The sequence below is a fragment of the Jonesia denitrificans DSM 20603 genome, assembly GCF_000024065.1.
Taxonomy (GTDB): Bacteria; Actinomycetota; Actinomycetes; order Actinomycetales; family Cellulomonadaceae; genus Jonesia; species Jonesia denitrificans.
In genome coordinates, this window is the sequence record NC_013174.1 from 1,291,341 (window position 1) to 1,317,663 (window position 26,323).

The 26,323-nt window shown below is 56.3% G+C and carries 20 protein-coding genes and 1 tRNA gene; 17 read left to right on the top strand and 4 right to left on the bottom strand.

The features are described 5' to 3' along the window. Positions 1-10 precede the first annotated feature (10 nt). The 11 genes from JDEN_RS06110 to JDEN_RS06160 all read left to right on the top strand — a co-directional run bounded on the left by JDEN_RS06110 (position 11) and on the right by JDEN_RS06160 (position 14,700). Positions 11-1,588, top strand: a complete 1,578-nt coding sequence (locus tag JDEN_RS06110) for an anthranilate synthase component I (protein ID WP_015771496.1) — start codon at positions 11-13, stop codon at positions 1,586-1,588. Continuing rightward, positions 1,585-2,190: a Trp biosynthesis-associated membrane protein gene (locus tag JDEN_RS06115; protein ID WP_015771497.1), complete on the top strand. Its 606-nt coding sequence runs from the start codon at positions 1,585-1,587 to the stop codon at positions 2,188-2,190. The genes JDEN_RS06110 and JDEN_RS06115 overlap by 4 nt, the downstream gene beginning before the upstream one ends. Before the next feature lie 73 nt (positions 2,191-2,263). Beyond that, positions 2,264-2,545 carry an HGxxPAAW family protein gene (locus JDEN_RS06120; protein WP_015771498.1) on the top strand — a complete coding sequence of 94 codons (282 nt, stop codon included), beginning with the start codon at positions 2,264-2,266 and terminating at the stop codon, positions 2,543-2,545. A 174-nt stretch (positions 2,546-2,719) separates the two neighbouring features. Continuing rightward, entirely contained in the window at positions 2,720-3,535 is an 816-nt protein-coding gene (gene trpC, locus JDEN_RS06125) for an indole-3-glycerol phosphate synthase TrpC (protein WP_015771499.1), read from the top strand. Positions 3,536-3,598: 63 nt separating this feature from the next. Further along, positions 3,599-4,822: a tryptophan synthase subunit beta gene (gene trpB / locus JDEN_RS06130; RefSeq protein WP_041288256.1), complete on the top strand. Its 1,224-nt coding sequence runs from the start codon at positions 3,599-3,601 to the stop codon at positions 4,820-4,822. Continuing rightward, a complete protein-coding gene (gene trpA / locus JDEN_RS06135) occupies positions 4,819-5,643 on the top strand; it encodes a tryptophan synthase subunit alpha (protein WP_015771501.1) in 825 nt (274 codons plus the stop codon). Before trpB ends, trpA begins: the two co-directional genes overlap by 4 nt. Continuing rightward, positions 5,640-6,497 (top strand): prolipoprotein diacylglyceryl transferase, encoded by an 858-nt coding sequence (gene lgt / locus JDEN_RS06140; RefSeq protein WP_015771502.1) that lies wholly within the window; start codon positions 5,640-5,642, stop codon positions 6,495-6,497. Before trpA ends, lgt begins: the two co-directional genes overlap by 4 nt. Before the next feature lie 249 nt (positions 6,498-6,746). Beyond that, the gene (gltB, locus tag JDEN_RS06145) at positions 6,747-11,324 is read left to right on the top strand and encodes a glutamate synthase large subunit (RefSeq protein ID WP_015771503.1); all 4,578 of its coding nucleotides are present in this window, start codon (positions 6,747-6,749) and stop codon (positions 11,322-11,324) included. Further along, positions 11,317-12,780 carry a glutamate synthase subunit beta gene (locus JDEN_RS06150; protein ID WP_015771504.1) on the top strand — a complete coding sequence of 488 codons (1,464 nt, stop codon included), beginning with the start codon at positions 11,317-11,319 and terminating at the stop codon, positions 12,778-12,780. The genes gltB and JDEN_RS06150 overlap by 8 nt, the downstream gene beginning before the upstream one ends. 98 nt (positions 12,781-12,878) lie before the next feature. Beyond that, positions 12,879-14,297, top strand: coding sequence for a pyruvate kinase (gene pyk, locus JDEN_RS06155; protein WP_015771505.1), 1,419 nt, complete (start codon positions 12,879-12,881; stop codon positions 14,295-14,297). Positions 14,298-14,394: 97 nt separating this feature from the next. Continuing rightward, positions 14,395-14,700 (top strand): hypothetical protein, encoded by a 306-nt coding sequence (locus tag JDEN_RS06160; protein WP_217175383.1) that lies wholly within the window; start codon positions 14,395-14,397, stop codon positions 14,698-14,700. 88 nt (positions 14,701-14,788) lie between these two features. Here JDEN_RS06160 and JDEN_RS06165 read toward each other — a convergent pair. Next, positions 14,789-14,862 (bottom strand) — tRNA-Leu (locus JDEN_RS06165). A gap of 237 nt (positions 14,863-15,099) precedes the next feature. Between JDEN_RS06165 and JDEN_RS06170 the strand changes: the two genes are divergently transcribed. Together JDEN_RS06170 and JDEN_RS06175 are read left to right on the top strand one after the other, a co-directional pair. Further along, entirely contained in the window at positions 15,100-15,732 is a 633-nt protein-coding gene (locus JDEN_RS06170; protein WP_083775201.1) for an ANTAR domain-containing response regulator, read from the top strand. A gap of 199 nt (positions 15,733-15,931) precedes the next feature. Next, a complete protein-coding gene (locus tag JDEN_RS06175; RefSeq protein WP_015771508.1) occupies positions 15,932-16,600 on the top strand; it encodes a GNAT family N-acetyltransferase in 669 nt (222 codons plus the stop codon). Between the two features lie 5 nt (positions 16,601-16,605). Here the strand turns inward: JDEN_RS06175 and JDEN_RS06180 are convergent, their stop codons facing one another. Then, on the bottom strand, positions 16,606-17,034 hold the full coding sequence (locus JDEN_RS06180) for a PaaI family thioesterase (protein ID WP_049754440.1): 429 nt from the start codon (positions 17,032-17,034) through the stop codon (positions 16,606-16,608). Positions 17,035-17,053: 19 nt separating this feature from the next. On the opposite strand from JDEN_RS06180, the gene polA reads away from it, so the two are divergent. Continuing rightward, entirely contained in the window at positions 17,054-19,747 is a 2,694-nt protein-coding gene (gene polA / locus JDEN_RS06185; RefSeq protein WP_226926588.1) for a DNA polymerase I, read from the top strand. On the opposite strand, the gene JDEN_RS06190 is transcribed toward polA, so the two are convergent. Further along, the gene (locus JDEN_RS06190; RefSeq protein WP_049754519.1) at positions 19,744-20,589 is read right to left on the bottom strand and encodes a class I SAM-dependent methyltransferase; all 846 of its coding nucleotides are present in this window, start codon (positions 20,587-20,589) and stop codon (positions 19,744-19,746) included. The two genes, polA and JDEN_RS06190, sit on opposite strands and share 4 nt — an antisense overlap. A 171-nt stretch (positions 20,590-20,760) precedes the next feature. Here JDEN_RS06190 and JDEN_RS06195 point away from each other — a divergent pair, with 171 nt between their 5' ends. The 3 genes from JDEN_RS06195 to JDEN_RS06205 all read left to right on the top strand — a co-directional run bounded on the left by JDEN_RS06195 (position 20,761) and on the right by JDEN_RS06205 (position 24,321). Beyond that, positions 20,761-21,783 carry a 6-phosphofructokinase gene (locus tag JDEN_RS06195; RefSeq protein WP_015771512.1) on the top strand — a complete coding sequence of 341 codons (1,023 nt, stop codon included), beginning with the start codon at positions 20,761-20,763 and terminating at the stop codon, positions 21,781-21,783. A 311-nt stretch (positions 21,784-22,094) separates the two neighbouring features. Continuing rightward, positions 22,095-23,561 carry a 30S ribosomal protein S1 gene (gene rpsA, locus JDEN_RS06200; RefSeq protein ID WP_015771513.1) on the top strand — a complete coding sequence of 489 codons (1,467 nt, stop codon included), beginning with the start codon at positions 22,095-22,097 and terminating at the stop codon, positions 23,559-23,561. Positions 23,562-23,703: 142 nt separating this feature from the next. After that, on the top strand, positions 23,704-24,321 hold the full coding sequence (locus JDEN_RS06205; RefSeq protein ID WP_169304101.1) for a pyroglutamyl-peptidase I: 618 nt from the start codon (positions 23,704-23,706) through the stop codon (positions 24,319-24,321). 68 nt (positions 24,322-24,389) lie between these two features. On the opposite strand, the gene JDEN_RS06210 is transcribed toward JDEN_RS06205, so the two are convergent. Continuing rightward, positions 24,390-26,279, bottom strand: coding sequence for an ABC transporter ATP-binding protein (locus JDEN_RS06210; RefSeq protein WP_041288264.1), 1,890 nt, complete (start codon positions 26,277-26,279; stop codon positions 24,390-24,392). Positions 26,280-26,323: the final 44 nt, after the last annotated feature.

The window sequence follows — 26,323 nt, forward strand, 5'->3', positions numbered from 1 at the left end:
GGACTAACTGATGCCGTCAACGACCGAGACTGAATCCTTGGACAAACTGACATGGGGAACAACGTGGCCGTCCGCGGAGACGTTCGAGGACCTTGCTCTTGACCGGCGCGTCATCCCTGTTGTGCGTCGCGTGCTGGCGGATGATCTGACGCCGGTTGCGTTGTACCGCGTTCTTGCGCAGGGTCGGCGCGGAACGTTTCTCATGGAGTCAGCTGAGATTGATGGGACATGGTCTCGGTACTCGTTTGTGGGCGTGCGTTCGCGGGCCACATTGACGATGCGCGACGATGAGACCCATTGGGTGGGTGACGTTCCCGCAGGTGTGCCGACGTCGGGCCGGCCACTTGACACGTTGCGCACTGCGTTAGCAGAACTGCACAGTCCACACATCGCTGGATTGCCCCCGTTTACTGGGGGTTTTGTGGGGGCAATGGGCTGGGACATTATCCGCCAATGGGAACCAACCATTGAACGGGCGCAGGTCAGGGAACTGCACGTGCCTGACATGACTCTTCTCCTCACGTCAGATTTGGCGGCGATTGATCACACTGACGGGTCGTTGTGGTTGATCGCGAATGCGATTAATTACAACAACACTCCTGATCGCGTCCAGGATGCCTACCGTGATGCGGTGTCTCGTCTTAATGCGATGGAGCGGGATCTTGTTGCGGGCCTCAGCGCCGGGGCGCAGGATGTTCCGCGTGTGCATGACGGGTCGTTGGATGTCCCGGACATTAACTTCCGGACGAGTCGGTCGGACTATTCCACGATGATCGCTCGTGGTAAAGAAGCGATCCGAGACGGTGACGTGTTCCAGATTGTGTTGTCGCAGCGTTTTGACCTCGAGTGCACGGCGAGTCCGTTGGATGTGTATCGGGTGTTACGAACGGTGAATCCGAGCCCGTACATGTATGTGTTTGAACTGGAAGACGATCATGGGCAGCCGTTCGCGATTGTTGGGTCTAGCCCGGAAACTCTGGTGCGTCTCCACGATGGTTCCGTGACGACGTACCCTATTGCTGGGTCCCGTCCTCGAGGGGCGACGCGCGAAGAGGATCAGCTTAACGCTAAGAACGTGCAGGAAGACCCCAAAGAAGTCGCCGAACACATCATGTTGGTTGATTTGTCACGCAATGATTTAGTGAAGGTGTGCGAACCGGGAACCATCGAGGTTGCAGAGTTCATGCATATCAAACGGTTCAGTCACATTATGCATATGTGTTCCACTGTTGTCGGCAAGCTCAAAGAGGGGAGGGGGGCGTTAGATGTGTTCACCGCGACCTTCCCAGCGGGAACTTTGTCGGGTGCCCCAAAAAACCGAGCGATTGAGTTGATCCATGAGTTCGAAGCTGTTTCTCGAGGGATTTACGGGGGAACAGTGGGGTATTTTTCGTTCGATGGAAACATGGATATGGCGATTGCTATTCGCACTGCGTACTTAGCGCAAAACCGCGCATATGTGCAGGCGGGCGGCGGGATTGTTGCAGACTCCGAAGAGGAGTTGGAATTTTGGGAAACGCGAAACAAAGCTCAAGCAGTGATCACAGCCATTCAACGTGCCTCACAACTCGTCCCATTAAGCTCATGAGTAGGAACAAGAAACCGGCCAAGACGCGCATACGTCGCGGTGTCGCCGTGGCTCTCACGGCACTGACTGCATCAACACTTCTTATCGTGTCGAACCTGGAGTGGTATGCAACTCCGATACGGACGTCGCTCGGCAGCAATATGACCATCTCTGTCACCGGACAGGACATCTACCCATGGCTCTCAGCAGTGGCGCTTGCTTCCATTGCCGCGGGTTTGTATCTCAGTGTGGCAACGGTTCTCACGGCCCGCATGGTAGCGAGTGTCCTTGGGGTAGCTGCGACAGTAACAGCAACAGCACTACTCATGACGCCTCAGGCCCTCGGTGAAGCAATGACTCGAGCTTATTCAGCGACATCCGGAGTTCACAACGCCGTTGAAGCGCCACACAGTACAGCCTTCCACATCGTGAGTGTTGGGCTGCTCTTTGTTCTGGCTGCCACAGCAGTCACCGTGTGTGCGTCGGCATCACAGTGGGGGAGCGGGGGGAAGCGATATGTTACCCCGAAGGCAACACCAGAACGTGAATCGTCAGAACAATACGACCACACGGATGCCTGGGATGAACAAACGCGTCACAATTCACCGCGTAAGGAAACATAAACTAGCGTGACCACGGCCCTAAGTCCTACAGTTAAGCGAGACCTCCCCACTTTCACGGATCGAAAGGCCCGCTATGGCTGTTAAAGACATCGAATACACCAGTTCCATCCTTCACCCAGACGGAATGGAATTGCCCAGCAACACTCCCCCCAAGAACCACGGACACACACCCGCCGCATGGTTCCTCACCATCCTCGGAATCCTCGGGGCGTTGATCTCTGGTGTTTCTCTGACGATGAACTCCATGGTTGGAATCGTGATCGGAGTCATCGTGATGGTAGTAGGTGTGGTCGGTGGCGTAGTGCTTGCTCTGTCGGGCAAAGGTCAGCCACACTCAGCTCGTCGTCAGCAGTAGCTGACCGACGATCACACAAGACGCCGCTTTCCCCGAGGAAGGCGGCGTCTCACGTTCAGGCCGTGGTCAAAACCACAGGAGGTTTATGCCTACCATGGACCATACAAGCCACGAACACACCAACTTCATGACACGTGTGTTCACGAAAGGCGCGTTCGCGGAAGGAAAGTGCACATGACCGTACTTGACGACATCATCGCCGGGGTGCGTGAGGACCTCGCAGTGCGCCAAGCACGCACGTCACTGGACGACCTCAAAGACAAGGCCTTGCGCCAGCCCTCCGCGCGCGAGTGTCTTGGCAGGCTCAGCAACCCTGAAGCAGTTGCTGTCATAGCTGAGGTGAAAAGGTCAAGTCCTTCTAAGGGTGCCCTCGCCCCCATCACCGATCCAGCGGCGTTAGCAGTTGAGTATGAGCGAGGGGGCGCATCGGTGATCTCGGTCCTGACCGAAGAGCGCCGATTCCACGGAAGTCTCGAGGACCTCAAGGCGGTCCGGGCAGCTGTTGATGTCCCAGTGCTCCGAAAGGACTTTATTGTTACTCCCTACCAGGTGTGGGAAGCACGGGCCTGGGGTGCTGACCTTGTCCTGTTGATCGTGGCCGCTCTGGAACAAACGGTTCTTGAGTCGCTCATCGAACGTGTTCATTCTTTGGGGATGACCGCGCTTGTAGAGGTGCACACCATTGAAGAAGTGCGCCGCGCCGCCGACGCTGGTGCGCAACTGATTGGTGTTAATTCGCGTGATCTGAAAACACTTGAGGTGGACCGCGGTACTTTTGCCGCTGTCGCGCCATCGATCCCTTCGTCGATTGTGACTGTTGCAGAGTCTGGAGTGCGCGGACCACACGATGTGGTCGAATACGTAAGATCAGGCGCGGATGCAGTGCTCGTCGGTGAAGCACTGGTCACTGGTGGCGACCCAAAAACCTCTGTCGCTGACCTTGTCGCTGCTGGTTCCCACCCCTCGCTAAGGGCATTACGTCACCCTTAGCCTATGTTTTTCCCGTCCTTCCTTGGTGAGATAGGAGAGTCAGTGGCCACGTCACTGCAAAATATGCCCGGCCCGTTCTTCGGGGAGTTTGGTGGGCGATTTATGCCTGAAGCTCTCATCGCAGCTCTCGATGAGCTCGACGAGGTGTACAGCAAGGCGAAGCGTGACCCAGAGTTTGAGCGGGAACTCAGCTCTCTTCACCGAACATACTCAGGCCGCCCGTCGATTATCACTGAGGTTCCCCGGTTCGCGCAGCACGCTGGGGGTGTGCGGGTGTTCCTCAAACGTGAGGATCTCAACCACACTGGCTCCCACAAAATCAACAATGTGCTCGGTCAAGCTCTTCTCACCAAGCGGGTGGGTAAGAAACGAGTCATTGCTGAAACTGGTGCTGGGCAACACGGCGTGGCAACCGCTACCGCGGCGGCACTGTTCGATTTGGACTGTGTCATCTACATGGGTGAAGAAGACACCCAGCGTCAAGCTCTGAACGTCGCTCGGATGAGACTGCTCGGTGCGGAAGTGATCCCCGTAACCACGGGGTCGCGCACCCTGAAGGATGCGATTAACGAAGCTCTGCGTGACTGGGTGACCAACGTGGACACCACCAACTATGTCTTTGGAACTGCAGCAGGGCCACATCCCTTCCCCGCAATGGTGCGTGACTTCCAACGGATCATCGGTGTCGAAGCGCGCGCGCAAATGCTGGAAGAGACTGGGCGGCTCCCTGACGTCGTTGCTGCATGCGTGGGCGGTGGGTCCAACGCTATCGGAATATTCGATGCATTTGTGGACGACGAATCCGTTCGTCTTGTTGGCCTTGAAGCAGGCGGGGAAGGGATAGATACTGGACGGCACGCCTCGACGATCTCGGGAGGTGCACCCGGAGTGCTTCATGGGGCGAAATCTTATCTTCTTCAAGACGACGATGGGCAGACTCAAGAGTCACACTCAATTTCTGCAGGTCTCGACTACCCGGGTGTGGGACCACAGCACGCCTACCTTCACTCCATCGGGCGAGCCGAGTACCGGTCAATCACTGACGCTCAAGCGATGGACGCACTTCGGCTGTTGTCAAGAACTGAGGGGATCATCCCTGCAATTGAGTCAGCGCATGCTCTAGCTGGAGCTCTTGAGCTTGGACAACAGGCGGCCCGTGACGGGCGCAACGACGAGGTCATCTTGGTGAATCTGTCAGGCCGTGGGGACAAAGACGTGGCAACAGCAGCCCGGTGGTTTCAACTCGTTGATGACAACGCTGACCTCACTGAAGGAGGCGCACAGTGAACAGCATTGTGGAGCAAAGGCTGCAACAGTGCCGTAGTGAGGGACGTGCTGCGCTCATTGGTTACTTCCCCGTAGGGTATCCCTCTGTTGAGGAAAGCATCCAAGCTGTCACGACCCTCATTGACAACGGATGCGACATTATCGAGTTAGGTGTCCCTTACTCAGATCCGGTCATGGATGGTCCAGTCATCGCTGCGGCCGTTCAGCATGCGCTTGACAATGGTGCGCGGTTATCTCATGTGTTTGATGTTGTGCGGGCTGTCTCGGGACGCGGTGTACCCATCGTTGTAATGACATATTTCAACCCGATTTTCCATTACGGTGTCGAACGTTTTGCTCAAGATCTTGCGGCAGCAGGTGGGGCAGGAGTGGTGACCCCAGATCTCACTCCGGACTATGCGCATGACTGGATCGCTGCAGCAGACGCGCACCATCTCGACAAGATTTTCCTTGTTGCACCTAGTTCCACTGATGAACGTCTTCACCTCACCGCACAAGCGTCACGTGGTTTTGTGTATGCGGCCTCGACCATGGGGGTCACAGGGGAGCGCACCACTATCAGTGACGCAGCTGAGGAACTGGTTCACCGCACCCAGCAGCAGGGCGCATCGTACGTGTGTGTTGGCCTAGGCGTCTCGACCCCTGAGCAAGCAGCACGAGTAGGTGCTTACGCTGACGGGGTCATCGTCGGGTCAGCATTCGTGAAAGCGTTAACAGGCGAGAGCGGTCAATCACTGGAAGAACGACGCGAAACCATGGGGCGTATCGCTTCTGCGATGGCCACAGCGATTGCTGGCGTACGGGCGCAGGAGACATCATGACCGGACTTGTTGCCTCAATTCCTAGCCCGCCGCAAGCTGTCTGGCACCTCGGTCCGTTACCGCTTCGCGCCTACGCGCTAGCTATTCTGCTGGGAATCGTGGTAGCTGTGTGGTTGACAGTCCGACGGATTGTCCCCCGTGGTGGAAACGCTGATCAAGTGTATGACGTTGCGATGTGGGCCGTTCCGTTTGGGATCGTGGGAGGGCGCATCTATCATGTTATTTCCACACCACGGCCCTATTTTGGTGAAAACGGTAATCCCATCAAAGCCCTCTACATTTGGGAGGGCGGTCTGGGAATCTGGGGAGCCGTCGCGCTTGGTGCAGTAGGAGCATGGATTGGATGCCGACGCACCGGACTTTCCTTCGCCTCATTCGCTGACGCTCTTGCACCAGGGCTTTTGCTGGCACAGGCAATTGGTCGGTTGGGTAACTGGTTTAATCAGGAACTCTTTGGTGCACCCACAACAATGCCGTGGGGTCTTGAAATCGATGCGGCCCACATTCCTGCAGGATATGATCCTGGCACATTGTTCCACCCCACGTTCTTGTATGAGCTGTTGTGGTGCACTCTCGGGGCGATCATTATCCTTCTGCTCGACCGACGTGTGAGATTTGCGCCGTTCCAAGTCTTCTGGCTTTATGTCGTGTGGTACACCGCAGGTCGCCTGTGGATCGAGCTCCTTCGGATTGACACCGCCGAGATCATATTTGGAATGCGTGTGAACGTCTGGGTGTCCATCCTTGTCATGGTGGGCGGAACCATTGGATTCTTCCTTGCTGGCCGAGGTAACAAGTACGTTAACGATTCGATGGGAAACCAACCTCAGGTCGACGCAGAGATAACAGAATAAAAAGTGCCGCGATGGCGCCGGGAACCCGCAGCAATGCAGAGGTTCCCGGCGCTTTTTTGGTGCAACAGAAGCTATGACGTAACACGTTTGACACACGGAGAAAACACCTGGAAACACGCCGACAACACGGAAGAAACGATGCCTCGACAGGTGTAACACAAGTGAAACTCCACCTCAGTAAGGTCAACGCAAATGACTAAATGAGGCACTCACACTGCCTCAACCACGGCCCCTGAGGACACCACCATGATGAGGAACGAGCACCAGGTACGCAGTGACGCCACGACGCTGTGGGGCACACGAACTCAACCTATTGGTTTGTACAACCCTGAAGACGAGCATGACGCATGTGGTGTTGCTTTTGTTGCTTCTCTTACAGGTGGGCCGAGCCACGACATTGTCGAACAAGGTCTTACTGCACTCATCAATCTAGACCATCGAGGTGCAGTGGGCGCTGAAGTGAATACTGGCGATGGCGCCGGGATCCTCACACAGATCCCGCATCAGTTCTACCAGAGTGTCATCAACGACCTTCCCCAACCAGGTGCTTACGCAACTGGGCTTGGTTTCTTTGCCACCGACGACGTTCTGCGGTCACAGGAACAAGACACGGTGGCACGCATCGCCACTGAAGAGGGCCTTTGTGTCCACTCGTGGCGTGATGTTCCCACTGATGCTTCCTCAGTGGGATCGATGGCGCTATCCACGATGCCTCACTTCGCCCAGGTGGTCGTGACAGCACTGGATTCCACTGTCACGGGGGCTGCACTGGAACGCCTGGCTTACCGCCTGCGGAAGCGGACAGAACATGAAGCAGGAGTGTTTTTTGCTTCGTTGTCGTCGCGCACTGTCACCTACAAAGGAATGCTCACTGTTGAACAGTTGCGCCCATTCTTTCCTGACCTTCATTCTCCGCTCTACACTTCGCAGCTCGCCCTCGTTCATTCCCGTTTCTCTACCAACACATTCCCTTCCTGGCCATTGGCCCAGCCTATGCGCATGATCGCGCACAACGGTGAAATCAACACTGTCCGAGGGAACAGAAACTGGATGGCCGCGCGTCAAGGGACCCTCGCGTCCCCCGTTCTTGGCGATGTGGCCCCATTGCTGCCGATCTGCACGCCAGGGGCATCAGATTCGGCGTCCTTTGATGAAGTCCTGGAACTGCTTCACCTGGGCGGGCGGCCGTTGCCGCATGCGGTGATGATGATGATTCCCGAGCCCTGGGAAAACCACCAACACATGAGTGCGGAACGCCGGGCGTTCTACGAATATCATTCACATCTTATTGAGCCGTGGGATGGGCCAGCATGTTTAACTTTCACTGACGGCACACTTATTGGCGCTGTGCTCGACCGCAACGGTCTACGCCCGGGTCGATTCTGGGTCACCCACGACGGGCTGGTTGTCCTTGCTTCGGAGGCTGGTGTCCTCGACATTGCACCAGAGCGCATTGCGCAACGTGGACGCCTCGAACCAGGAAAAATGTTCCTCGTGGACACCGCTGCAGGTCGCATCATTCCTGACGAAGAGATCAAAACTGAAGTTGCTTCAGAAAACCCTTATGCGCAGTGGGTCAAGGATCACGCGATTCGACTCGATGAATTGCCTGACCGTGAACATGTCACCCATTCCTCTGCGTCGGTGGAACGCCGGCAACGCGCATTTGGGTACACCCATGAAGAGCTCAAAATCCTGTTGACTCCTATGGCAGAAACAGGCGCTGAACCGCTGGGGGCGATGGGCTCTGATACCCCCATCGCGGTGCTGTCAACTCGCCCGCGTTTGCTTTTCGATTACTTCACTCAAATGTTTGCACAAGTCACCAACCCGCCACTGGACTCCATCCGCGAACAACTAGTGACGTCAATTGGTGGGGCAATCGGGCCCGAGCCGAACCTGTTGGAGTCCACCCCCCTTCACGCGCGCAAGCTCATTTTGTCATTTCCCGTGATCTCCAACGATGACTTGGCGAAAATCATCCACATCAATCGCGCGTCACACCCAGGTGCTCAGTTCACCTCAATGACTGTACGGGGTCTATACCGCGTCCATGATGGTGCTCAAGGGCTTGAGTCTCGACTGGCAGAGATCTTCCGTGAGGTTGATGAAGCTGTTGCAGGCGGAGTCAGTTTCATCGTGTTGTCAGACCGTAACAGTTACTCTGAGTACGCACCTATCCCGTCACTTTTGTTGCTGTCTGCTGTGCATCACCATCTTGTCCGACGGCAAACGCGCACTCAAGTGTCGTTGATCGTTGAGGCGGGGGACGTTCGTGAGGTGCATCATGTTGCGTTGCTCATTGGCTATGGGGCAGCTGCAGTTAACCCTTATCTTGCTATGGAGAGTGTCGAAGAACTAGCACGGACCAACCAGCTCTCTGTCGCCCCAGACGTTGCCGTAGCGAACCTCATTACGGCACTGGGCAAAGGGGTTCTCAAAGTGATGTCTAAGATGGGAATCTCGACAATTTCGTCCTACCGTGGTGCACAAGTATTTGAAGCAGTGGGATTGTCCCAACAGCTCATTGACGATTACTTCACGGGAACCACCTCGCGTCTGGGCGGAATCTCACTTGCCGATGTTGCCCGCGAATCCGAAGCACGCCACCGCGATGCATACCCACTGTCGGGAAGCCCACAACCACATCGCACCTTGCGTGTCGGCGGTGAATACCAGTGGCGGCGCGAAGGTGAAGAGCACCTCTTTGATCCAGAGACCGTGTTTGCGTTGCAGCACGCGACTCGAACAAAACGTTTCGACATCTTTCGCAAGTACACAGGGCGCGTCAATGAGCAAACCCAGCGTCTGATGACAATTCGTGGACTGCTTGAGTTTGCTCCCACACGGCCAGCCGTTCCTCTCGACGAGGTGGAGCCGATCAGCTCTATTGTCACCCGCTTCAATACCGGTGCGATGTCCTACGGATCTATCTCTCAAGAAACCCACGAAACGCTTGCTATCGCGATGAACCAACTGGGAGGACGTTCCAATACGGGCGAGGGCGGCGAGCATCCTGAACGCCTTTATGACCCTCAACGCCGTTCACGAGTCAAGCAGATTGCTTCAGGACGCTTTGGTGTGACCTCTGAGTACTTGGTGAACGCGGATGATATCCAAATCAAGCTGGCACAAGGTGCGAAGCCAGGAGAAGGAGGACAACTCCCAGGGAATAAGGTGTACCCCTGGGTTGCTGAAACCCGTCACTCAACCCCCGGGGTGGGGCTCATTTCACCGCCACCCCACCACGATATCTACTCCATTGAAGATCTTGCTCAACTTATTCATGACGCGAAGAGCGCTAACCCGCGAGCGCGTATTCATGTGAAGTTGGTGTCGGAGCATGGGGTGGGCACTGTTGCTGCTGGTGTGTCGAAGGCACATGCGGATGTGGTGTTGATTTCTGGTCATGATGGGGGGACTGGTGCGAGTCCGTTGACGTCGTTGAAGCATGCGGGTACTCCGTGGGAGTTGGGGCTTGCGGAGACGCATCAGACTCTTGTGCTCAATGATTTGCGTGATCGGATTACGGTGCAGGTTGATGGTCAGTTGAAGACTGGTCGTGATGTGGTGATTGCTGCGCTTCTTGGTGCGGAGGAGTTTGGTTTTGCGACGGCTCCGATGGTGGTGTCTGGGTGCATCATGATGCGGGTGTGTCATTTGGATACGTGTCCTGTTGGGGTGGCGACGCAGAATCCGGAGTTGCGTGAGCGGTTTACTGGCAAGCCTGAGTTTGTGGTGAATTTTTTTGAGTTCATTGCGCAGGAGGTTCGTGAGCTGTTGGCGGAGTTGGGGTTCCGGAGTATTGATGAGGCTATTGGTCATGTTGAGGCGTTGCGGGTGAATGGTGAGGCTGGGCATGTGAAGACGTTGGGGCTTGATTTTTCTCCGATTCTTGCTCCTTCTGTGCCGCTTCCTGGTAGTGATGTGAAGAAGCGTGTTGAGCAGGATCATGGTCTTGCTGATGCGTTGGATGTGGAGTTGATTGCGGGGGCGGAGCCTGCTCTTGAGCGTGGTGAGCCGGTTGTGTTGTCTGCTCGGGTGCGTAATGTGCATCGGACTGTGGGGACGATTCTGGGTTATGAGGTGACGCGTCGGTATCGGGGTGAGGGTTTGCCTGAGGGGACGATTGTGGTGAATCTTGTGGGTACTGCGGGGCAGTCGTTGGGTGCTTTTTTGCCGCGTGGTGTGGATCTTCGTGTGGTGGGGGAGGCCAATGATTATGTGGCGAAGGGGTTGTCTGGTGGGACTGTTGTCGTGAGTTGTCCTGCTGATGCTGGTCATGGGGCTGAGGGCAATGTGATTGCGGGGAACGTGGTTGGGTATGGTGCGACGTCGGGGAAGGTGTTTATTAACGGGCGTAGTGGTGAGCGGTTTGCGGTGCGTAATTCGGGTGCGTCTCTTGTTGTGGAGGGTATTGGGGACCACGGGTTGGAGTACATGACTGGTGGTGAGGTGTTGATTGTGGGGCCGACTGGGCGCAATTTGGGTGCAGGGATGTCGGGTGGTGTGGCGTGGGTGTTGGATCTTGATTCGTCGTGTGTGAATCCTGCTGCGGTGGACAGTGGTGAGTTGTTGTTGGAGGGGCTTGATGAGGGGGATGCTGCTCGGGTGGTTGCTTTGCTTGAGGAGCATGTTCGGTTGACGGGTTCTGTGATGGCGTCAACTTTGCTTGCGGATGTGCCTGCGTCGTTGGGTCGGTTCACGAAGGTTGTTCCGCGGGACTTTGTTCGGATGCGGGCGGCGTTGGATCAGGCTCGTGTTGCTGGTCTTGATTTTTCTGCTCCTGGTGTGTGGGACGAATTGTTGGAGGTGGCTCGTGGCTGATCCACGTGGGTTTTTGAAGGTTCGTGAGCGGGAGCTTCCTGGATATCGTCCGGTGAGTGTGCGGTTGATGGATTATGCGGATGTGATGGTGAAGCGTGATCCGACGTCGCCTTATTTGGCGCGGCAGGCGTCTCGTTGTATGGATTGTGGGATCCCGTTTTGTCATCAGGGGTGTCCGTTGGGAAATCTCATTCCTGATTGGAATGATTTGGTGCGGCGTGGCTTGTGGCGTGAGGCGAGTGATCGGTTGCATGCGACGAATAATTTCCCGGAGTTTACTGGGCGTGTGTGTCCTGCTCCGTGTGAGGACAGTTGTGTGTTGGGGATTAGTCAGCCTGCGGTGACGATCAAGAATATTGAAGTGTCGATTGTTGATGAGGCTTTTCGGCAGGGTTTTTTGCCTCCTGTTGTTCCTGAGCGGTTGTCGGGGAAGACGGTGGCTGTTATTGGGTCTGGGCCGGCTGGGTTGGCTGCGGCGCAGCAGTTGACTCGTTCTGGTCATACGGTGGTGGTGTTTGAGCGGGATGAGGCTGTGGGTGGGCTTCTTCGGTTTGGGATTCCTGATTTCAAGTTGGAAAAGCACCATATTGATCGCCGTATTGAGCAGATGGTTGCTGAGGGGACACGTTTTCGGGTGTCGACCCAGGTGGGTGTGGATGTGTCGTGGGCTGAGGTCTATGAGACGTTTGATGCGGTGGTGGTGGCGACGGGGGCTCCGGTTCCTCGTGATTTGCCGTTGCCGGGTCGTGATTTGGGTGGGATTCATTTCGCGATGGATTATCTTGTGCGTTCGAATAGGCAGTGTCGTGGCTCTGAGGTGAGTGACCCTATTGATGCGCGTGGTAAGCATGTCATTGTTATTGGGGGTGGGGACACGGGGTCTGACTGTATTGGGACGGCGTTACGTCAGGGTGCTGCGAGTGTGACGAACCTGGCAATTGGTGTGGAGCCTCCCAAGGTGCGTCCGGAGAGTGAACCGTGGCCGGTGACGCCACGCCTGTTTGAGGTCTCGAGTTCTCATGAAGAGGGTGGGTCTCGGGAGTTTTTGGCGTCGACTGTGGAGTTTGTGGGTTCACATGGGCAGGTTGAAGCGTTGCGGGTTGCGACGACTGAGTATTTGTCTGATGGTCGACGTGTGCCCACCGCTGGGACGGAACGGGATCTTCCTGCCGATCTTGTGTTGATTGCGTTGGGGTTCACGGGCGCTGAGACAGACACGTTCGTGGACAGTGCTGCGCTTTCTTGTGATAAGCGGGGTAGAATCGCACGGACGGACGAATATGAGTCCTCAATGCCGGGTGTCTTTGTCGCTGGCGACGCAGGTCGCGGACAATCTCTCATCGTGTGGGCGATTGCAGAGGGACGGGCGGCGGCAGCGAGTGTCGATGAATATCTGCAGGGAGGAACTGAGCTTCCTCGACCAGTGAAAGCATCGACCATGGCGTTGCGTCCCTGAGGTCCCATACGAGCCATGTCTGCCATGGCTAGAATGTGTGAGACAAGGGAAGCACAACGTCCCCACAGCTGAGATTTTCCAACACATAGGCTGGAGCTATGCGCAAAGCAAAGATCGTTTGCACCATCGGACCCGCAACTTCTTCCCCGGAAAACATGCTTCGGCTTGTGAACGCCGGCATGGATGTGGCACGTATTAACCGTAGCCACGGTGGGTACGAAGAACACGAGGCTGTTTACCGGAACATCCGGGCAGCAGCTGAAGAGGCCGGGCGTAACGTCGCGGTTCTCGTTGACCTGCAAGGACCAAAGATTCGTCTGGGCAAGTTCGAGGAAGACCGCAAGTACTTCCTTGAGGTGGGCGACATTTTCACGATCACCACTGACGACATCCTTGGCAACCAGGAGATCTGCTCCACCACCCACAAGGGTCTTCCTCAGGATGCACGTGTTGGTGACCCTATCCTCATCGATGACGGTAAAGTCACCGTCCGGGTCATTGAGGTTGAGGGCAACAAAGTTGTCACCAAGTGTGAAGTTCCTGGCCCGCTGTCCAACAACAAGGGTTTGAACCTTCCTGGTGTGGCTGTTTCTGTACCAGCCATGTCAGACAAGGACGAAGATGACCTTCGTTGGGCGATCCGCTTGGGTGCTGACATCATCGCTTTGTCATTTGTGCGCAGTGCACGTGACTACGATGACGTGCGCAAGGTCATGGAAGAAGAAGGACGTATCCTTCCTGTTGTGGCGAAGGTTGAAAAGCCACAGGCCGTTGACAACCTCGCTGAGATTGTTGATGCGTTTGACGCCATCATGGTTGCCCGCGGTGACCTTGGTGTGGAACTTCCTTTGGAACAGGTTCCACTCGTCCAAAAGCGTGCTGTTGAGCTTGCCCGCCGGGCAGCAAAGCCTGTCATTGTGGCCACCCAGGTCCTTGAGTCAATGATTAGCTCACCTCGCCCCACCCGTGCAGAAGCCTCTGACTGTGCAAACGCCATCCTTGATGGTGCTGACGCTGTGATGCTCTCGGGCGAAACATCAGTGGGTGACTTCCCCATTGAGGCCGTTGAGACCATGGCGAAGATCGTGGAGGCCACCGAAGAACTTGGCCGTGAACGAATCGCGCCCTTGGGGTCAACCCCACACACCCGTGGTGGAGCTATCACTCGGGCGGCCGCTGAAATCGGCGAAACCCTTGGTGTGAAGTACATTGTGACCTTTACTCAGTCAGGTGACTCCGCACGTCGTTTCGCACGACTGCGCTCACCATTGCAGCACCTTGCATTCACCCCACGTTCTGACGTGCGTTCCGTTCTTGCCCTGTCATGGGGGGTCACCTCGCGCCAGGTTGACCAGGTGGAATCAACTGATGCGATGGTTCGTCAAGTAGACGCGAAACTCCAAGAAGACGGTCTCGCTGAATCAGGCGATCTCGTCGTTGTTGTCTCCGGTGCCCCTGTTGGGGTCTCTGGGACCACGAACTCGATTCTCGTGCACCGCATCGGTGACGACATCTAGTTCACAGCACCACGCGTCATCCTGTGGCCGGCCCCCGCTAAGGGGACCGGCCACAGTGCGTTGTGGCCGCCAATGTGCGTACCATCCACCACACACGTTGACACTAGGCGACCGGGAAATAGAACGCTTGGCGCAACGCACACCGCACGCATCAATCGTCATTATTGTTCCAGGTGATCAAGAACAAGCCCGCGACGTCGAACACCGACACCCACAGCTCACGGGGCGCATCATGGCATCAACCAGCGCCCACCAGGAAGTGGGCCTCGTCGTCCGCGCTGGATTGCAACAATCAGGAACATTTGTCGTCCAGCAATCAACGGTGAACTACGTGCGCGCAGCACACATTCCCTTAGGAAGCTTTGACGCCAAAGAAACAGCCACAGCCATTGACGGCCACTAACGCAACACCTACACATCGAGCGTCGACAATTCTCACGAAAACACAAAAATCCCTCAGCACGATGAACCGCAGTGCTGAGGGATTACTGTGCCCCGGGTGGGATTCGAACCCACACTGGATCGGGTTTGAGCCGAACGCCTCTGCCGGTTGGGCTACCGGGGCACTAAGGAAACAACCCGTCATATCTCCTGACGAACCGTGTTCCTTCAGGTGACAACTTTACATGGCGAACCAGCAGTTGCGAAATCCACGGACATGTTCACTGCGTGACGTTCATTTCATTCTGCGACGAACATGGCACGAAACTCCCACGAGCGCGAGTTCGCGGACTAGAATAGATACGTGACCAAAAGCAACGACGAACTCAGCGCAGAAGCTGCCGAACGCGCAGACTCCATCATCAACTTCGACGACGTCACGACGACGGTCGACAACGCCGCGCAGGAGAGCCCACGTGGCCCCAAACGCCGGGCAGTTGTCGCTGAAGACGAAGCGCTCATCCGGATGGATGTTGTGGAGACCCTCACCGAGGCAGGTTACGAGGTCGTTGGAGAGGCAGGCGACGGAGAAACCGCCGTGCGACTAGCCACGGAACTAACCCCTGACGTCGTTGTCATGGACGTGAAAATGCCCGAACTCGACGGCATCTCAGCTGCTGAACGCATTGCGAAAGCCCACGTTGCACCAGTCGTCCTCCTCACCGCGTTTTCCCAAACAGAACTCGTTGAAAGGGCTCGCGACGCAGGAGCTATGGCCTACGTCGTTAAACCATTTAGCCCTGCGGACCTTCTGCCCGCCGTCGAAATTGCCATCTCACGCTACAAAGAAATGGCTGCACTGGAATCAGAGATCGCCGACCTCTCAGAGCGCTTTGAAACCCGTAAACGCGTTGATCGGGCCAAAGGACTCTTGATGTCAAAAATGGGATTGAGTGAGCCAGATTCATTCCGATGGATCCAAAAGACCTCGATGGACCGTCGCCTGACAATGCGAGAAGTCGCAGACGCAGTAATCGACCAGGTGGGCGAGTAGTAGCACCAAAAGCCCCATGGACCCACAACCCGTGGGGCTTTTGTCTGTCCTGGCAATCTGGGATCAACTGACTATTGCGCCTGGGTGAAGTTCGTTGTTTGATGATCGTCTGAGGGTGCATCACCGCCGATATACCCTTCACGGCGACACAACACTGTGGTTCCGCCACCGTGACCGCTTCAGGGAAAAGGAGGAAGACGTGAAACTCGGTATCAGCGTCACCGACCTCGACCCCGAGCACCTGGACGAGCTTGCCGCCCTATGTCTCACCGCACGAGATGAAGCTGCTCTCGGAGCTCACATCTGTGTTGCAGACCAGGCAGGGTTACGACAACAACTGTGCACGTACGCAGAACTTCCCGGAACACGCATCTTCGTTGCTTACCTTGATGGTTCCATCGTGGGATTCTCCCTCACCCGCGACATCATGCCAGGCCAGTTCCTCACAAACTCCATGCTCTATGTAGAACTCATCTACGTGGACGAGGGCGCGCGGCGCCGCGGAGTGGGCCACCAACTCATGTCAAAGATTGCACAAACAGCACACGACAACGGCGCACACGACATCTACGCACTGCCACTGCCAGGATCACGGGGGATGCAACGCTTCTACGCTCGACTCGGATTCGCACCAGCTGCCGCACACCGTGTAGTCACCACTCAAGCGCTACTTCGTCATCTCGCGACCGAAACCAAACGCCCGCGCCGGGGGGTTACCCCCATTGAAGACATCATTGCGCGGCGCCGTCGAGCCCGAAGCGAAACCCACTCAGGTCCACTGGACCTACGTGCATTCCAGGCCACCTACACATCATCACAACCTATCGCTGTGGTACCTCCTCAACGACACCCCCGCAACATCGACTAACCTCCTCACGATTCATTGCCGCGAACCTGTGGCTGGTCAATAATCATGCATGTTAACCGAGCAGAGGCAACAAGGTGGCCTGACTGACTAATCGCCACCGAATACGTCGCAGTTGAACGGCCACGGTGAAGAGCCCGCGCCTCACCAGTGACACAACCTGACGTCACCGAACGATGATGCGTGATATTCAGATCAACCCCCACCGCGACTTTTCCCGCTCCAGCATGAACACCAGCAGCAAAAGACCCCAAAGTTTCCGCCAACACGGCACTCGCGCCACCGTGAAGCAAACCGTAAGGCTGGGTGTTACCAGCAACGGGCATCGTGCCTTGTGCACTGATCGCATCAACGTGAGTCAACACAATCCCCATACGCCCAAGGAGGGACTGAGCGAGCTGTTCGTCGGTCAAAGTCAGTGTGTACTTGTCATCCATACCGTATACATTGGCAGGTGTGAATGACATTGTGCGACCCAGACTGCTCATCATCGACGGACACTCCATGGCTTTTCGCGCGTTTTTCGCGCTCCCGGCCGATAAATTTATGACGTCGGGAGGTGCCTACACCAACGCCGTCCACGGGTTTATTTCCATGTTGGCCACACTCATCAAAAATGAACAGCCCACCCACGTTGGTGTCGCCTTCGATGCGGGAGCTCACACATTCCGCACTGAGGTGTTCCCACAGTACAAAGGAACCAGAGACGCAACTCCCGAGCCGTTCAAAGGTCAGGTCGCACTGATCAAAGAAGTTCTTGACGCGATGAACATTCGCTACCTGGAAAAAGACCGATTCGAAGCTGACGATATTCTTGCTACTTGGTCCACCTGCGCGGCAGAAGCCGGTATGGAGGTCCTGCTGTGTTCAGGTGACCGTGACACCCTCCAACTCGTTAACGATCATGTCACTGTGTTATACCCCGTCAAAGGCGTGTCAGAACTCAAGCGCTACACACCAGAGGCGGTCGAAGAAAAATATGGTGTTCGCCCCGAACAATACCCAGACCTTGCAGCCCTCGTTGGTGAAACCTCAGACAACATTCCTGGGGTCCCAGGAGTAGGTCCCAAGACCGCCGCGAAGTGGGTCAACCAGTTTGGCAGCCTGACCGAAGTGCTGAACTCAGCCGAGACCATTAAGGGAAAAGTGGGGGAAAAGCTTCGCGACCACCTCGACCAAGTGCGCCAAAACCGTGAAATCAACCGTCTCCTGACAGACGTTGACCTCGACGTCATGCCCAATGATCTCACCGTCCAACAATGGGACCGGAATAAGCTTCACGAAATCTTTGACATGCTGGAGTTCCGCACCTTACGCGAACGCCTGCTTGCCATGATGGGGGCAGTCGACCAGGGAACGCACGATGAAGGCGGTGCAGCGCAGGGCGCTTCGACGCAGATCATGGAGGTGGCCGCGGGGGAGTTGGCACAATGGCTGAGCTCAACACGACAACCGATGGGTCTGGCTGTCGCAGGAAAAGGCGTTCCATCACGCGGGACCGCATGGCAGATCGCGCTCAGCGCGACACCAGAGTCCGCCGTCGTTGTTACCCTCGATGAGTTAAGTGACGCTGATAGCGTCGCCCTACGCCAGTGGCTCATGGACCCTCACTACCCCAAGATCGTCCACAGCGCGAAAGAGGCATGGCACGCGCTCCACAGCTTCAGCGGCGGTGTTAAAGGTGTGATCGCAGACACTGAACTTGCCGCCTACCTGGCGTTTCCTGACCAACGTTCCTACGGGCTCGAAGACCTCTCCATCCGCTACGTGTCACGTGACATCACCCCTGTGGCACACCAAGCACAAGGATCACTGGACCTTGGTTTGGATGACACAGACGATGCGCTGCGAGCGCTGGCTAACCGTGCGGCGGTATTGCCTCAGCTAGCTCAGGCGTTGGATGCTGAATTGTCGGATCGTTCGTTGACTGCGTTGTACCAAGAGATGGAATTGCCTCTTACTGTGGTTCTTGCTCAGATGGAACACGTGGGTGTGGCTGTTGACCTGGAGCAGCTTCGCTCTTTGGATGCTTTCTTTGCTCACCAAGGAAGCGAGGCTCAAAAAGCGGCGTTTGAGGCGATTGGTCGACAGGTGAATCTTGGGTCGCCTAAGCAACTGCAGGAGGTGTTGTTTGACCAGCTTGACATGCCGAAGACGAAGAAGATTAAAACTGGTTACACCACTGATGCGGCATCACTTGCTGACTTGTTCGTGAAAACTGGGCACCCGTTTTTGCAGCATCTGCTGGAGTATCGTGACTCGACGAAGTTGCGGCAAACAGTTGAGGGGTTGTTGAAGTCCGTTGCAGATGATGGTCGTGTGCACACCACCTTTCAGCAAACGGTGGCTGCCACTGGTCGGCTGTCGTCCACAGACCCTAATTTGCAAAACATCCCGATCCGTACTGAAACAGGTCGGCGTATCCGGCAAGGTTTTGTTGTCGGTGAGGGGTTGGACACTCTTTTAACTGCGGACTATTCGCAAATTGAGATGCGGATCATGGCTCACCTCTCTCAAGATGACGGGCTGATTAGTGCTTTCCAAGCAGGTGAGGACCTCCACAATTTTGTGGGTGCCCGGGTTTTTGGTGTGTCGATCGATGAGGTGACCCCTCAGATGCGTTCCAAGGTAAAAGCCATGAGTTATGGGCTCGCCTATGGGTTGTCTGCCTTTGGTTTGTCGAAACAGCTCAACATCAGTGTGGGGGAGGCCTCCACACTGATGGATGACTACTTCACCCGGTTTGGTGGGGTGCGTGATTACCTCACCTCAGTTGTTGCCCGTGCACGAACAACGGGATACACCGAGACGATCATGGGCAGGCGCCGTTATCTGCCAGATCTCACCAGTGATAACCGGCAGCGCCGAGAAAACGCGGAGCGTGTTGCGTTGAATGCTCCTATTCAAGGCAGTGCTGCAGATGTGATTAAGCAAGCAATGTTGGGGGTAGATGCTGCTTTCAGGAGTGAAGGGCTTTCCTCACGTCTTCTGCTTCAGATACACGACGAACTGATTGTGGAAGTGGCTCCCGGAGAGCAAGAAATCGCTGAGCGCATTGTCCGGGAAGAGATGGCTGGAGCGATGCAGTTGTCCGTCCCGTTGGCGGTGTCTGTTGGCACTGGGCAAAACTGGCATGACGCGGGGCACTAGCTGCGCGCATCGGTTGTTGATGCGTCCGGGGGGCTTGCTGGGCGCCCCGGACGCTTTGCGCGGATGATGAGGGTGCCTGGTAGTAGGGCACCACGCACTGGTCCCCAGCCACCCCACACCTGATTGTTGTGTGCTTGCCACTGTGGTTCCACCACCGTGTCGAGATGGAAACCAGCTGCGATGACATCATTGATGTGGTCAGCGAGCGTGCGATGAAATTCTACGTAGGCGACCTGACCTTGGGCGTCACGTTCCACGTACGGTTCGCGAGCAAAGTAGGAGCGGGTGATCGTCATACCATGTTCGGTTGGGTCGTCGGGAAACATCCACCGTGCTGGATGTGTGACCGAGAAAGTCCAGTGGCCACCTGGGCGGAGCACTCGGTGCACCTCGCGGTGCACGCCACGCGCATCAAAAACAAAGGGAAGAGCTCCAAAGCTTGTGAACACCTGGTCAAAACTTTCATCGTGGAAAGGTAACGCTAGCGCATCGGCGCACACACGGGAGGGGACTGGTTGTCCGCTAGCCAACATGTGCACGGCAACATCAGTCGCGCATACTTGTGCCCCCTGAGCAACGAGCCAAGCGCTGCATTGTGCTCCGCCGGCACCAATTTCAAGGATGCGCTGTCCCGCTAGTGATTGAGGGGGCCCGAGCAGTTGCGCCTGGGATTCTGTGAGACCTTCGGGTCCCCACACAAATCCGTGATCGGTGAGGAAATCACCGTGTTCGTGAAGGTACTCATCAGCGTGTGTGTCCCACCAGGTGCGTGCCGCACGCGACGCATCTCGATCGGAGACGAAAAAGTATCCCACTTCGCTTGGAGAATCAGTGCCAGTCATGCCACCATCGTAAAACCCGTGCTGCTGTTCACTGTCAGGGGACCAAAGATTCACCACCGATGCGCGACATGCAGGTAAGGTTGTGACCAGCCAGGAGGCGCTTGGTCCGGCCCGCGAACCGGGATCAGTTGTCTCATCTGTTCACCCACTGTGCAATGACAGGGAGAATTCATGCGTATCGGTCTGCTCACCGGTGGTGGTGACTGCCCCGGTTTGAACGCCGCGATCCGTGCAGTTGTTAAACAAGCCCTTGGAGAATATGGGCACCAAGTCATTGGTTTTCGAAACGGGTGGAAAGGCGTCGTTGATGGCGATGTCATCCAACTCGACCGATCCAATATCCGTAATATCCTTCCGCAAGGTGGAACAATGCTGGGAACAGCCCGGTTCCACCCGCATTCGGCAGGTGCCATGGACCAGGTGATGGCGACGTTTGAGGCCGAACGTATAGACGCTGTCATCTGCATCGGTGGTGACGGAACACTGAACGCCGCCTCGAAAGTTGCGGAACAGGGCATTAATGTCATTGCGATCCCCAAGACGATCGACAACGACGTGTGGGGAACGGACCTGTCAATTGGTTACCACACGGCAGTGAACATAGCGACAGAAGCGATCGACCGTATCCACACCACAGCAGAATCACATAACCGTGTCATGGTCGTTGAGGTAATGGGACGTCATGCCGGGTGGATTGCTGTTGCCTCAGGTATTGCTGGTGGAGCGGAAATTGTGCTTGCTCCCGAAGAACCTTTTGACATCGAACGGATCGTCAAGTTCTTGCGCCACCGTCACCGTGCGCACGCGAACTTCTCGATCGTTGTGGTCGCGGAAGGCGCCGAGCCAGCGAAGGGCTCAGCTATGGACTACGAAGTTCAACTCGGCCAGTTCGGGGAGATCATCGCCGGAGCAGTGGGGGAGCGAGTCGCCCACGAAATCCAAGAACGTACCGGGTTCGATACCCGCCTGACCGTTCTTGGACACGTGCAACGCGGTGGGACACCCACACCAACAGACCGCATCCTTGGGTCACGTTTTGGTGTTGCAGCTGTTGATGCCGTCACAGCAGGAAAAACCAACGTCATGACCGCCTTGCACAACGAAGAGGTCGTGCTTGTCCCGCTGGAAGACATTGCAGGAAAGGTGAAACCTGTTCCTGAAGATCTGTTGAGGGTCGCTCGCGTCCTTGCGTAATCCTGGTTGGTCAACGTGGGCAGGGGAGGGTCTTCATGTGAGGGCCTACCCTGCCCACGTGAGCATGGTGGTGAGGTTCACAAGTCGCGAAGGGGCTTTCTCCCTGCGGACGTTTGACCGCTTTGCTCCACGCGGGTAGGCTGAGACGCGGTGTTCTCGATAGTTATGCCATTTTTCACCAGTGATACGGCCAGATTTGGCCTCATGCACACGTGCACAGGCACGGTGTATGACATCCAGGGGAAGTGCGTCATCGAAGGCACTAGTCCATATTCACACTACATCCTGTCCGCATCGGAGCTTCGAACTCAATGACCATCTCTACCCCACAGGTTGCCGTCAACGACATCGGCACTGAGGAAGACTTCCTCGCAGCGATTGACGCCACCATCAAGTACTTCAACGACGGCGACATTGTTGAAGGCACGATCGTCAAAGTAGACCGCGACGAGGTTCTCCTCGACATCGGCTACAAAACCGAAGGTGTCATCCCTTCGCGCGAACTGTCCATCAAGCACGATGTCGACCCGGGTGAGGTTGTCAACGTCGGCGACTCGGTCGAGGCTCTTGTTCTCCAGAAGGAAGACAAAGAAGGACGCCTGATCCTGTCGAAGAAGCGCGCACAGTACGAACGTGCGTGGGGCACCATCGAAAAGATCAAGGAAGAAGACGGAGTCGTTACCGGTACCGTCATCGAGGTTGTCAAGGGTGGACTGATCCTCGACATCGGCCTGCGCGGCTTCCTTCCTGCATCACTCGTTGAAATGCGTCGCGTCCGCGACCTTCAACCATACGTTGGCAAAGAAATCGAAGCGAAGATCATCGAGCTCGACAAAAACCGCAACAACGTTGTGCTTTCACGTCGTGCATGGCTCGAGCAGACTCAGTCTGAAGTTCGCTCCACCTTCCTGCAGACCCTCCAAAAGGGCCAAGTTCGCCCCGGTGTTGTCTCCTCGATCGTCAACTTCGGTGCGTTCGTTGACCTCGGTGGTGTTGACGGTCTCGTCCACGTGTCTGAGTTGTCGTGGAAGCACATCGACCACCCCAGCGAAGTTGTTGAGGTCGGTCAAGAGGTCACCGTTGAGGTACTCGACGTCGACTTCGACCGTGAGCGTGTGTCCCTGTCGCTGAAGGCAACCCAGGAAGACCCATGGCAGACCTTCGCCCGCACCCACGCGATCGGGCAAGTTGTTCCAGGTAAAGTCACCAAGCTCGTTCCATTCGGTGCGTTTGTGCGTGTCGAAGACGGCATTGAAGGCCTCGTGCACATCTCTGAGCTTGCAGTACGCCACGTTGATCTGCCCGAACAGGTCGTCAACGTCGGTGATGACGCATTCGTCAAGGTCATCGACATTGACCTTGAGCGTCGTCGGATTTCGCTCTCCCTTAAGCAAGCAAACGAGGGTGTGGACCCAGAGTCCGAAGAGTTCGACCCAGCACTGTACGGAATGGCTGCTGAGTACGACGAGCAGGGTAACTACAAATACCCAGAAGGCTTCGACCCTGAGACCGAAGAATGGCTCGAGGGCTACGAAACTCAACGTGAAGCTTGGGAAGCAGAATATGCTGCAGCTCACTCACGCTGGGAAGCTCACCGCAAGCAGGTTGCCGCTGCACAGAAGGCTGACGCCGAGGCAGCAGCAACAGCCGGCGAAGCAGCCGCAGAAGATGCACCCGCATCCTACTCGTCCAACGCTCAAGCTGAGGTCGCTGCAGAAGGAACCCTGGCTTCGGATGAAGCTCTTGCCGCTCTGCGCGAAAAGCTCACCGGTAACTGAGTAACCCTTCACACCGCTCAGGTGTGACAAGACTGTGGCCCCACTGGATATCCAGTGGGGCCACACTTGTATCACACCAGGTGTGGATAATACCGCATGACGCACACACTAGTAGGAAGAGACAACACCGACCATGATCCTGATGACATCCTTCGAACCGTTTGACGGGGACACCTATAACCCGTCAATGGACGTGGTCGCCTTCGCTGAACAAGAACTCATCACGCGCGGACATCACGTCGTATCCACTGTCCTGCCATGCGCGTTTGACCCGGCACAACACCGTGTGTGGGAACTCATGGAACGATGGAAACCCGCACTCACCGTCAATGTGGGGGTCGCAGCAGGACGCCCCAACCTCACTATTGAACGTGTCGCGATCAACCTCATTGACGCCCGTATCCCTGACAATCACGGGAACCAACCCGTCGATAAACCTGTGGTTGTGGACGGCCCTGCCGCCTACTTCACCCGGTTCCCAATCAAACGTGCTATCAGTGCATTACAGGCTCAAGGCCACACCGCAGAAGTGTCATACAGTGCAGGCACCTACGTGTGTAACCACGTCATGTACTCCGCTGCGCATGCTCTCACTCGTGTCAACACCAACGCGCGCAGCGTGTTCGTTCACGTCCCCATGCCAGACGCTGATTCCCGCGGTGAACGATGCGCACGTGATGGCTCAGCTCTTGTCACACTGGCGGAAACAGGTCTCACACACACCACCGACATTCCACACTCGGCAGGAACACTCTGGTAATCAACACTGTGGACACCACGACGCGTCCTCACACAGTGCAACCGTCCACGGAAGACTCACTTCACGCACTACCGGGCTTGATCAGCAAATTGTGTGTGGTACAACTCAGCGTAAAGCCCTTCTCGGGTAAGGAGCTCTTGGTGCGTCCCTTGTTCCACGATGCGTCCTTGATCAAGGACAAGGATTGCATCAGCGTCACGCACTGTGGACAACCTGTGTGCAATGACCAGCGCTGTTCGCCCTGCGAGGGCCTCACGGAGGGCGGCCGACACTGCTGCTTCTGATTCGGAGTCGAGATGAGCTGTGGCTTCATCCAACACCACAATGTCTGGCTCTTTGAGCAGGAGTCTGGCGATCGCCAGACGCTGGCGTTCCCCTCCTGACATACGATAACCACGGTCCCCAATGACAGTGTTGATGCCTTGGGGCAGGGTGTTCACGAGAGGAAGGATGTGGGCACGGGCCAGTGCTTGGGTGAGTTGTTCGTCGGTTGCTTGTGGGTTAGCGTAGCGGAGATTATCGGCAATGGACTGGTGAAACATGTGGGCGTCTTGCATGACGACCCCCACTGAGGCTCGGATGCTATCCAGCGACGCGTCAGTGAGCTGAGTCCCAGCGATGCGGATAGCGCCATCAGTAGGGTCATAGATGCGTGCGATGAGGTGAGATAACGTCGTCTTCCCCGCACCGGAGGGCCCGACAAGGGCCACTGTAGTCCCAGGTTCCACGGTGAAACTCAAGGAGCGCAATGTGGGACCCGTGGGGTCGTTGGTGAGGTGGGTGACACTTTCTAAAGAAGCGATGGAAACGTCAGTGGCTCGCGGGTAAGTGAAGCTGACGTTATCGAATTCGATGCGGGCGCCATGGTGAGCGATCGCCTGGGTGAGGTTGATGGGATGGTCGATTTCTTTGATCATCGGTTGTAGGTCAAGGACCTCAAGGACCCGTTCAAAGGAGACGAGCGCCGTCATCACAGTGACGTGGACATTTGAGAGTGCTGTCAGGGGAGCGTAAAGCTGCCCCAGGTAGGCAGCCAACGCTACGACGACACCAACACTGAGCTCACCATTAATGGCTGAAAGCCCGCCCAACCCATACACTGCCGCGATTGCGAGCGCAGACACTGTGGTCAGTGTGACACGGAAGACAACTTGATAAAGAGCTGTTGTGACACCGATGTCCCGGACTTGGCTGGCTTGGTTGGAGAATGTCGTGAGGTCGTTCTCGGGGCGACCGTAGGTGTGGGCAAGGTAGGCACCGGCGACGTTGAAGCGTTCGTTCATGGTGTGAGCCGCATCGGCGTTGAGGTCGTAGCTTTTCCTTGTGATGGCGGCAAGGCGTGGACCGATCCACCGGGCAGGGAAGATGAAGGCAGGGAGCAAAATGAGGGCCAGCAGTGTGAGTTTCCACGACAGTGTCATCATGGCGGCCAGGACGAAGATGACGGTCAGCGTGTTGGAGACAACTTGGGACAACGTTGAGGTGAAGGCTTGTTGTGCCCCAAGGACGTCTGAGTTGAGTCGCTGGACCAGCGCGCCTGTTTTTGTGCGGGCGAAGAACGCGATGGGCATACGTTGAACGTGGGCGAAGATGGCGGTGCGTAGGTCGTAGATGATTCCTTCGCCGATTTTTGCTGAGGTGATGCGTTCTGCGATGGTCAGGCCCGCAGAGGCGAGCGCGAGTCCAGCGATGAGGAGGGCATAGGTGATGACGGTGTGACGGTCGTTTTGGGTGATTCCTTGGTCGATAATGCGTTGGAAGAGGAGGGGTTGGAGTGCTGTGGTTGCGGCGGCGGCTGCAATGAGGGTGAGGAAAATGGTGAGTTGGCGCGTGTAGGGGCGCCCAAAGCTGATTACCCTGCGCAGGGTGTCTGCACGCAGTTCGTGGTTGGTGACGGAGGAGTCTTGCTGGAAGCTTCGAAATGGGCTTCCGGGGCCGCCGCCTCCGGGGCGATGCATTGTCACGTTGGTGTCCTTCGGTGTGTGGCGCTGCGTAATGGTTG

Bases quoted from the DNA above. Each gene is read 5' to 3' on its own strand.
- JDEN_RS06120 (WP_015771498.1), top strand. From the start codon at position 2,264: ATGGCTGTTAAAGACATCGAATACACCAGTTCCATCCTTCACCCAGAC.
- JDEN_RS06210 (WP_041288264.1), bottom strand. From the start codon at position 26,279: ATGCATCGCCCCGGAGGCGGCGGCCCCGGAAGCCCATTTCGAAGCTTC.
- JDEN_RS06195 (WP_015771512.1), top strand. From the start codon at position 20,761: ATGCGTATCGGTCTGCTCACCGGTGGTGGTGACTGCCCCGGTTTGAAC.
- trpB (WP_041288256.1), top strand. From the start codon at position 3,599: ATGCCCGGCCCGTTCTTCGGGGAGTTTGGTGGGCGATTTATGCCTGAA.
- pyk (WP_015771505.1), top strand. From the start codon at position 12,879: ATGCGCAAAGCAAAGATCGTTTGCACCATCGGACCCGCAACTTCTTCC.
- JDEN_RS06110 (WP_015771496.1), top strand. From the start codon at position 11: ATGCCGTCAACGACCGAGACTGAATCCTTGGACAAACTGACATGGGGA.
- JDEN_RS06205 (WP_169304101.1), top strand. From the start codon at position 23,704: ATGACATCCTTCGAACCGTTTGACGGGGACACCTATAACCCGTCAATG.
- rpsA (WP_015771513.1), top strand. From the start codon at position 22,095: ATGACCATCTCTACCCCACAGGTTGCCGTCAACGACATCGGCACTGAG.
- trpC (WP_015771499.1), top strand. From the start codon at position 2,720: ATGACCGTACTTGACGACATCATCGCCGGGGTGCGTGAGGACCTCGCA.
- JDEN_RS06190 (WP_049754519.1), bottom strand. From the start codon at position 20,589: ATGACTGGCACTGATTCTCCAAGCGAAGTGGGATACTTTTTCGTCTCC.
- JDEN_RS06180 (WP_049754440.1), bottom strand. From the start codon at position 17,034: ATGGATGACAAGTACACACTGACTTTGACCGACGAACAGCTCGCTCAG.
- lgt (WP_015771502.1), top strand. From the start codon at position 5,640: ATGACCGGACTTGTTGCCTCAATTCCTAGCCCGCCGCAAGCTGTCTGG.
- gltB (WP_015771503.1), top strand. From the start codon at position 6,747: ATGAGGAACGAGCACCAGGTACGCAGTGACGCCACGACGCTGTGGGGC.
- JDEN_RS06115 (WP_015771497.1), top strand. From the start codon at position 1,585: ATGAGTAGGAACAAGAAACCGGCCAAGACGCGCATACGTCGCGGTGTC.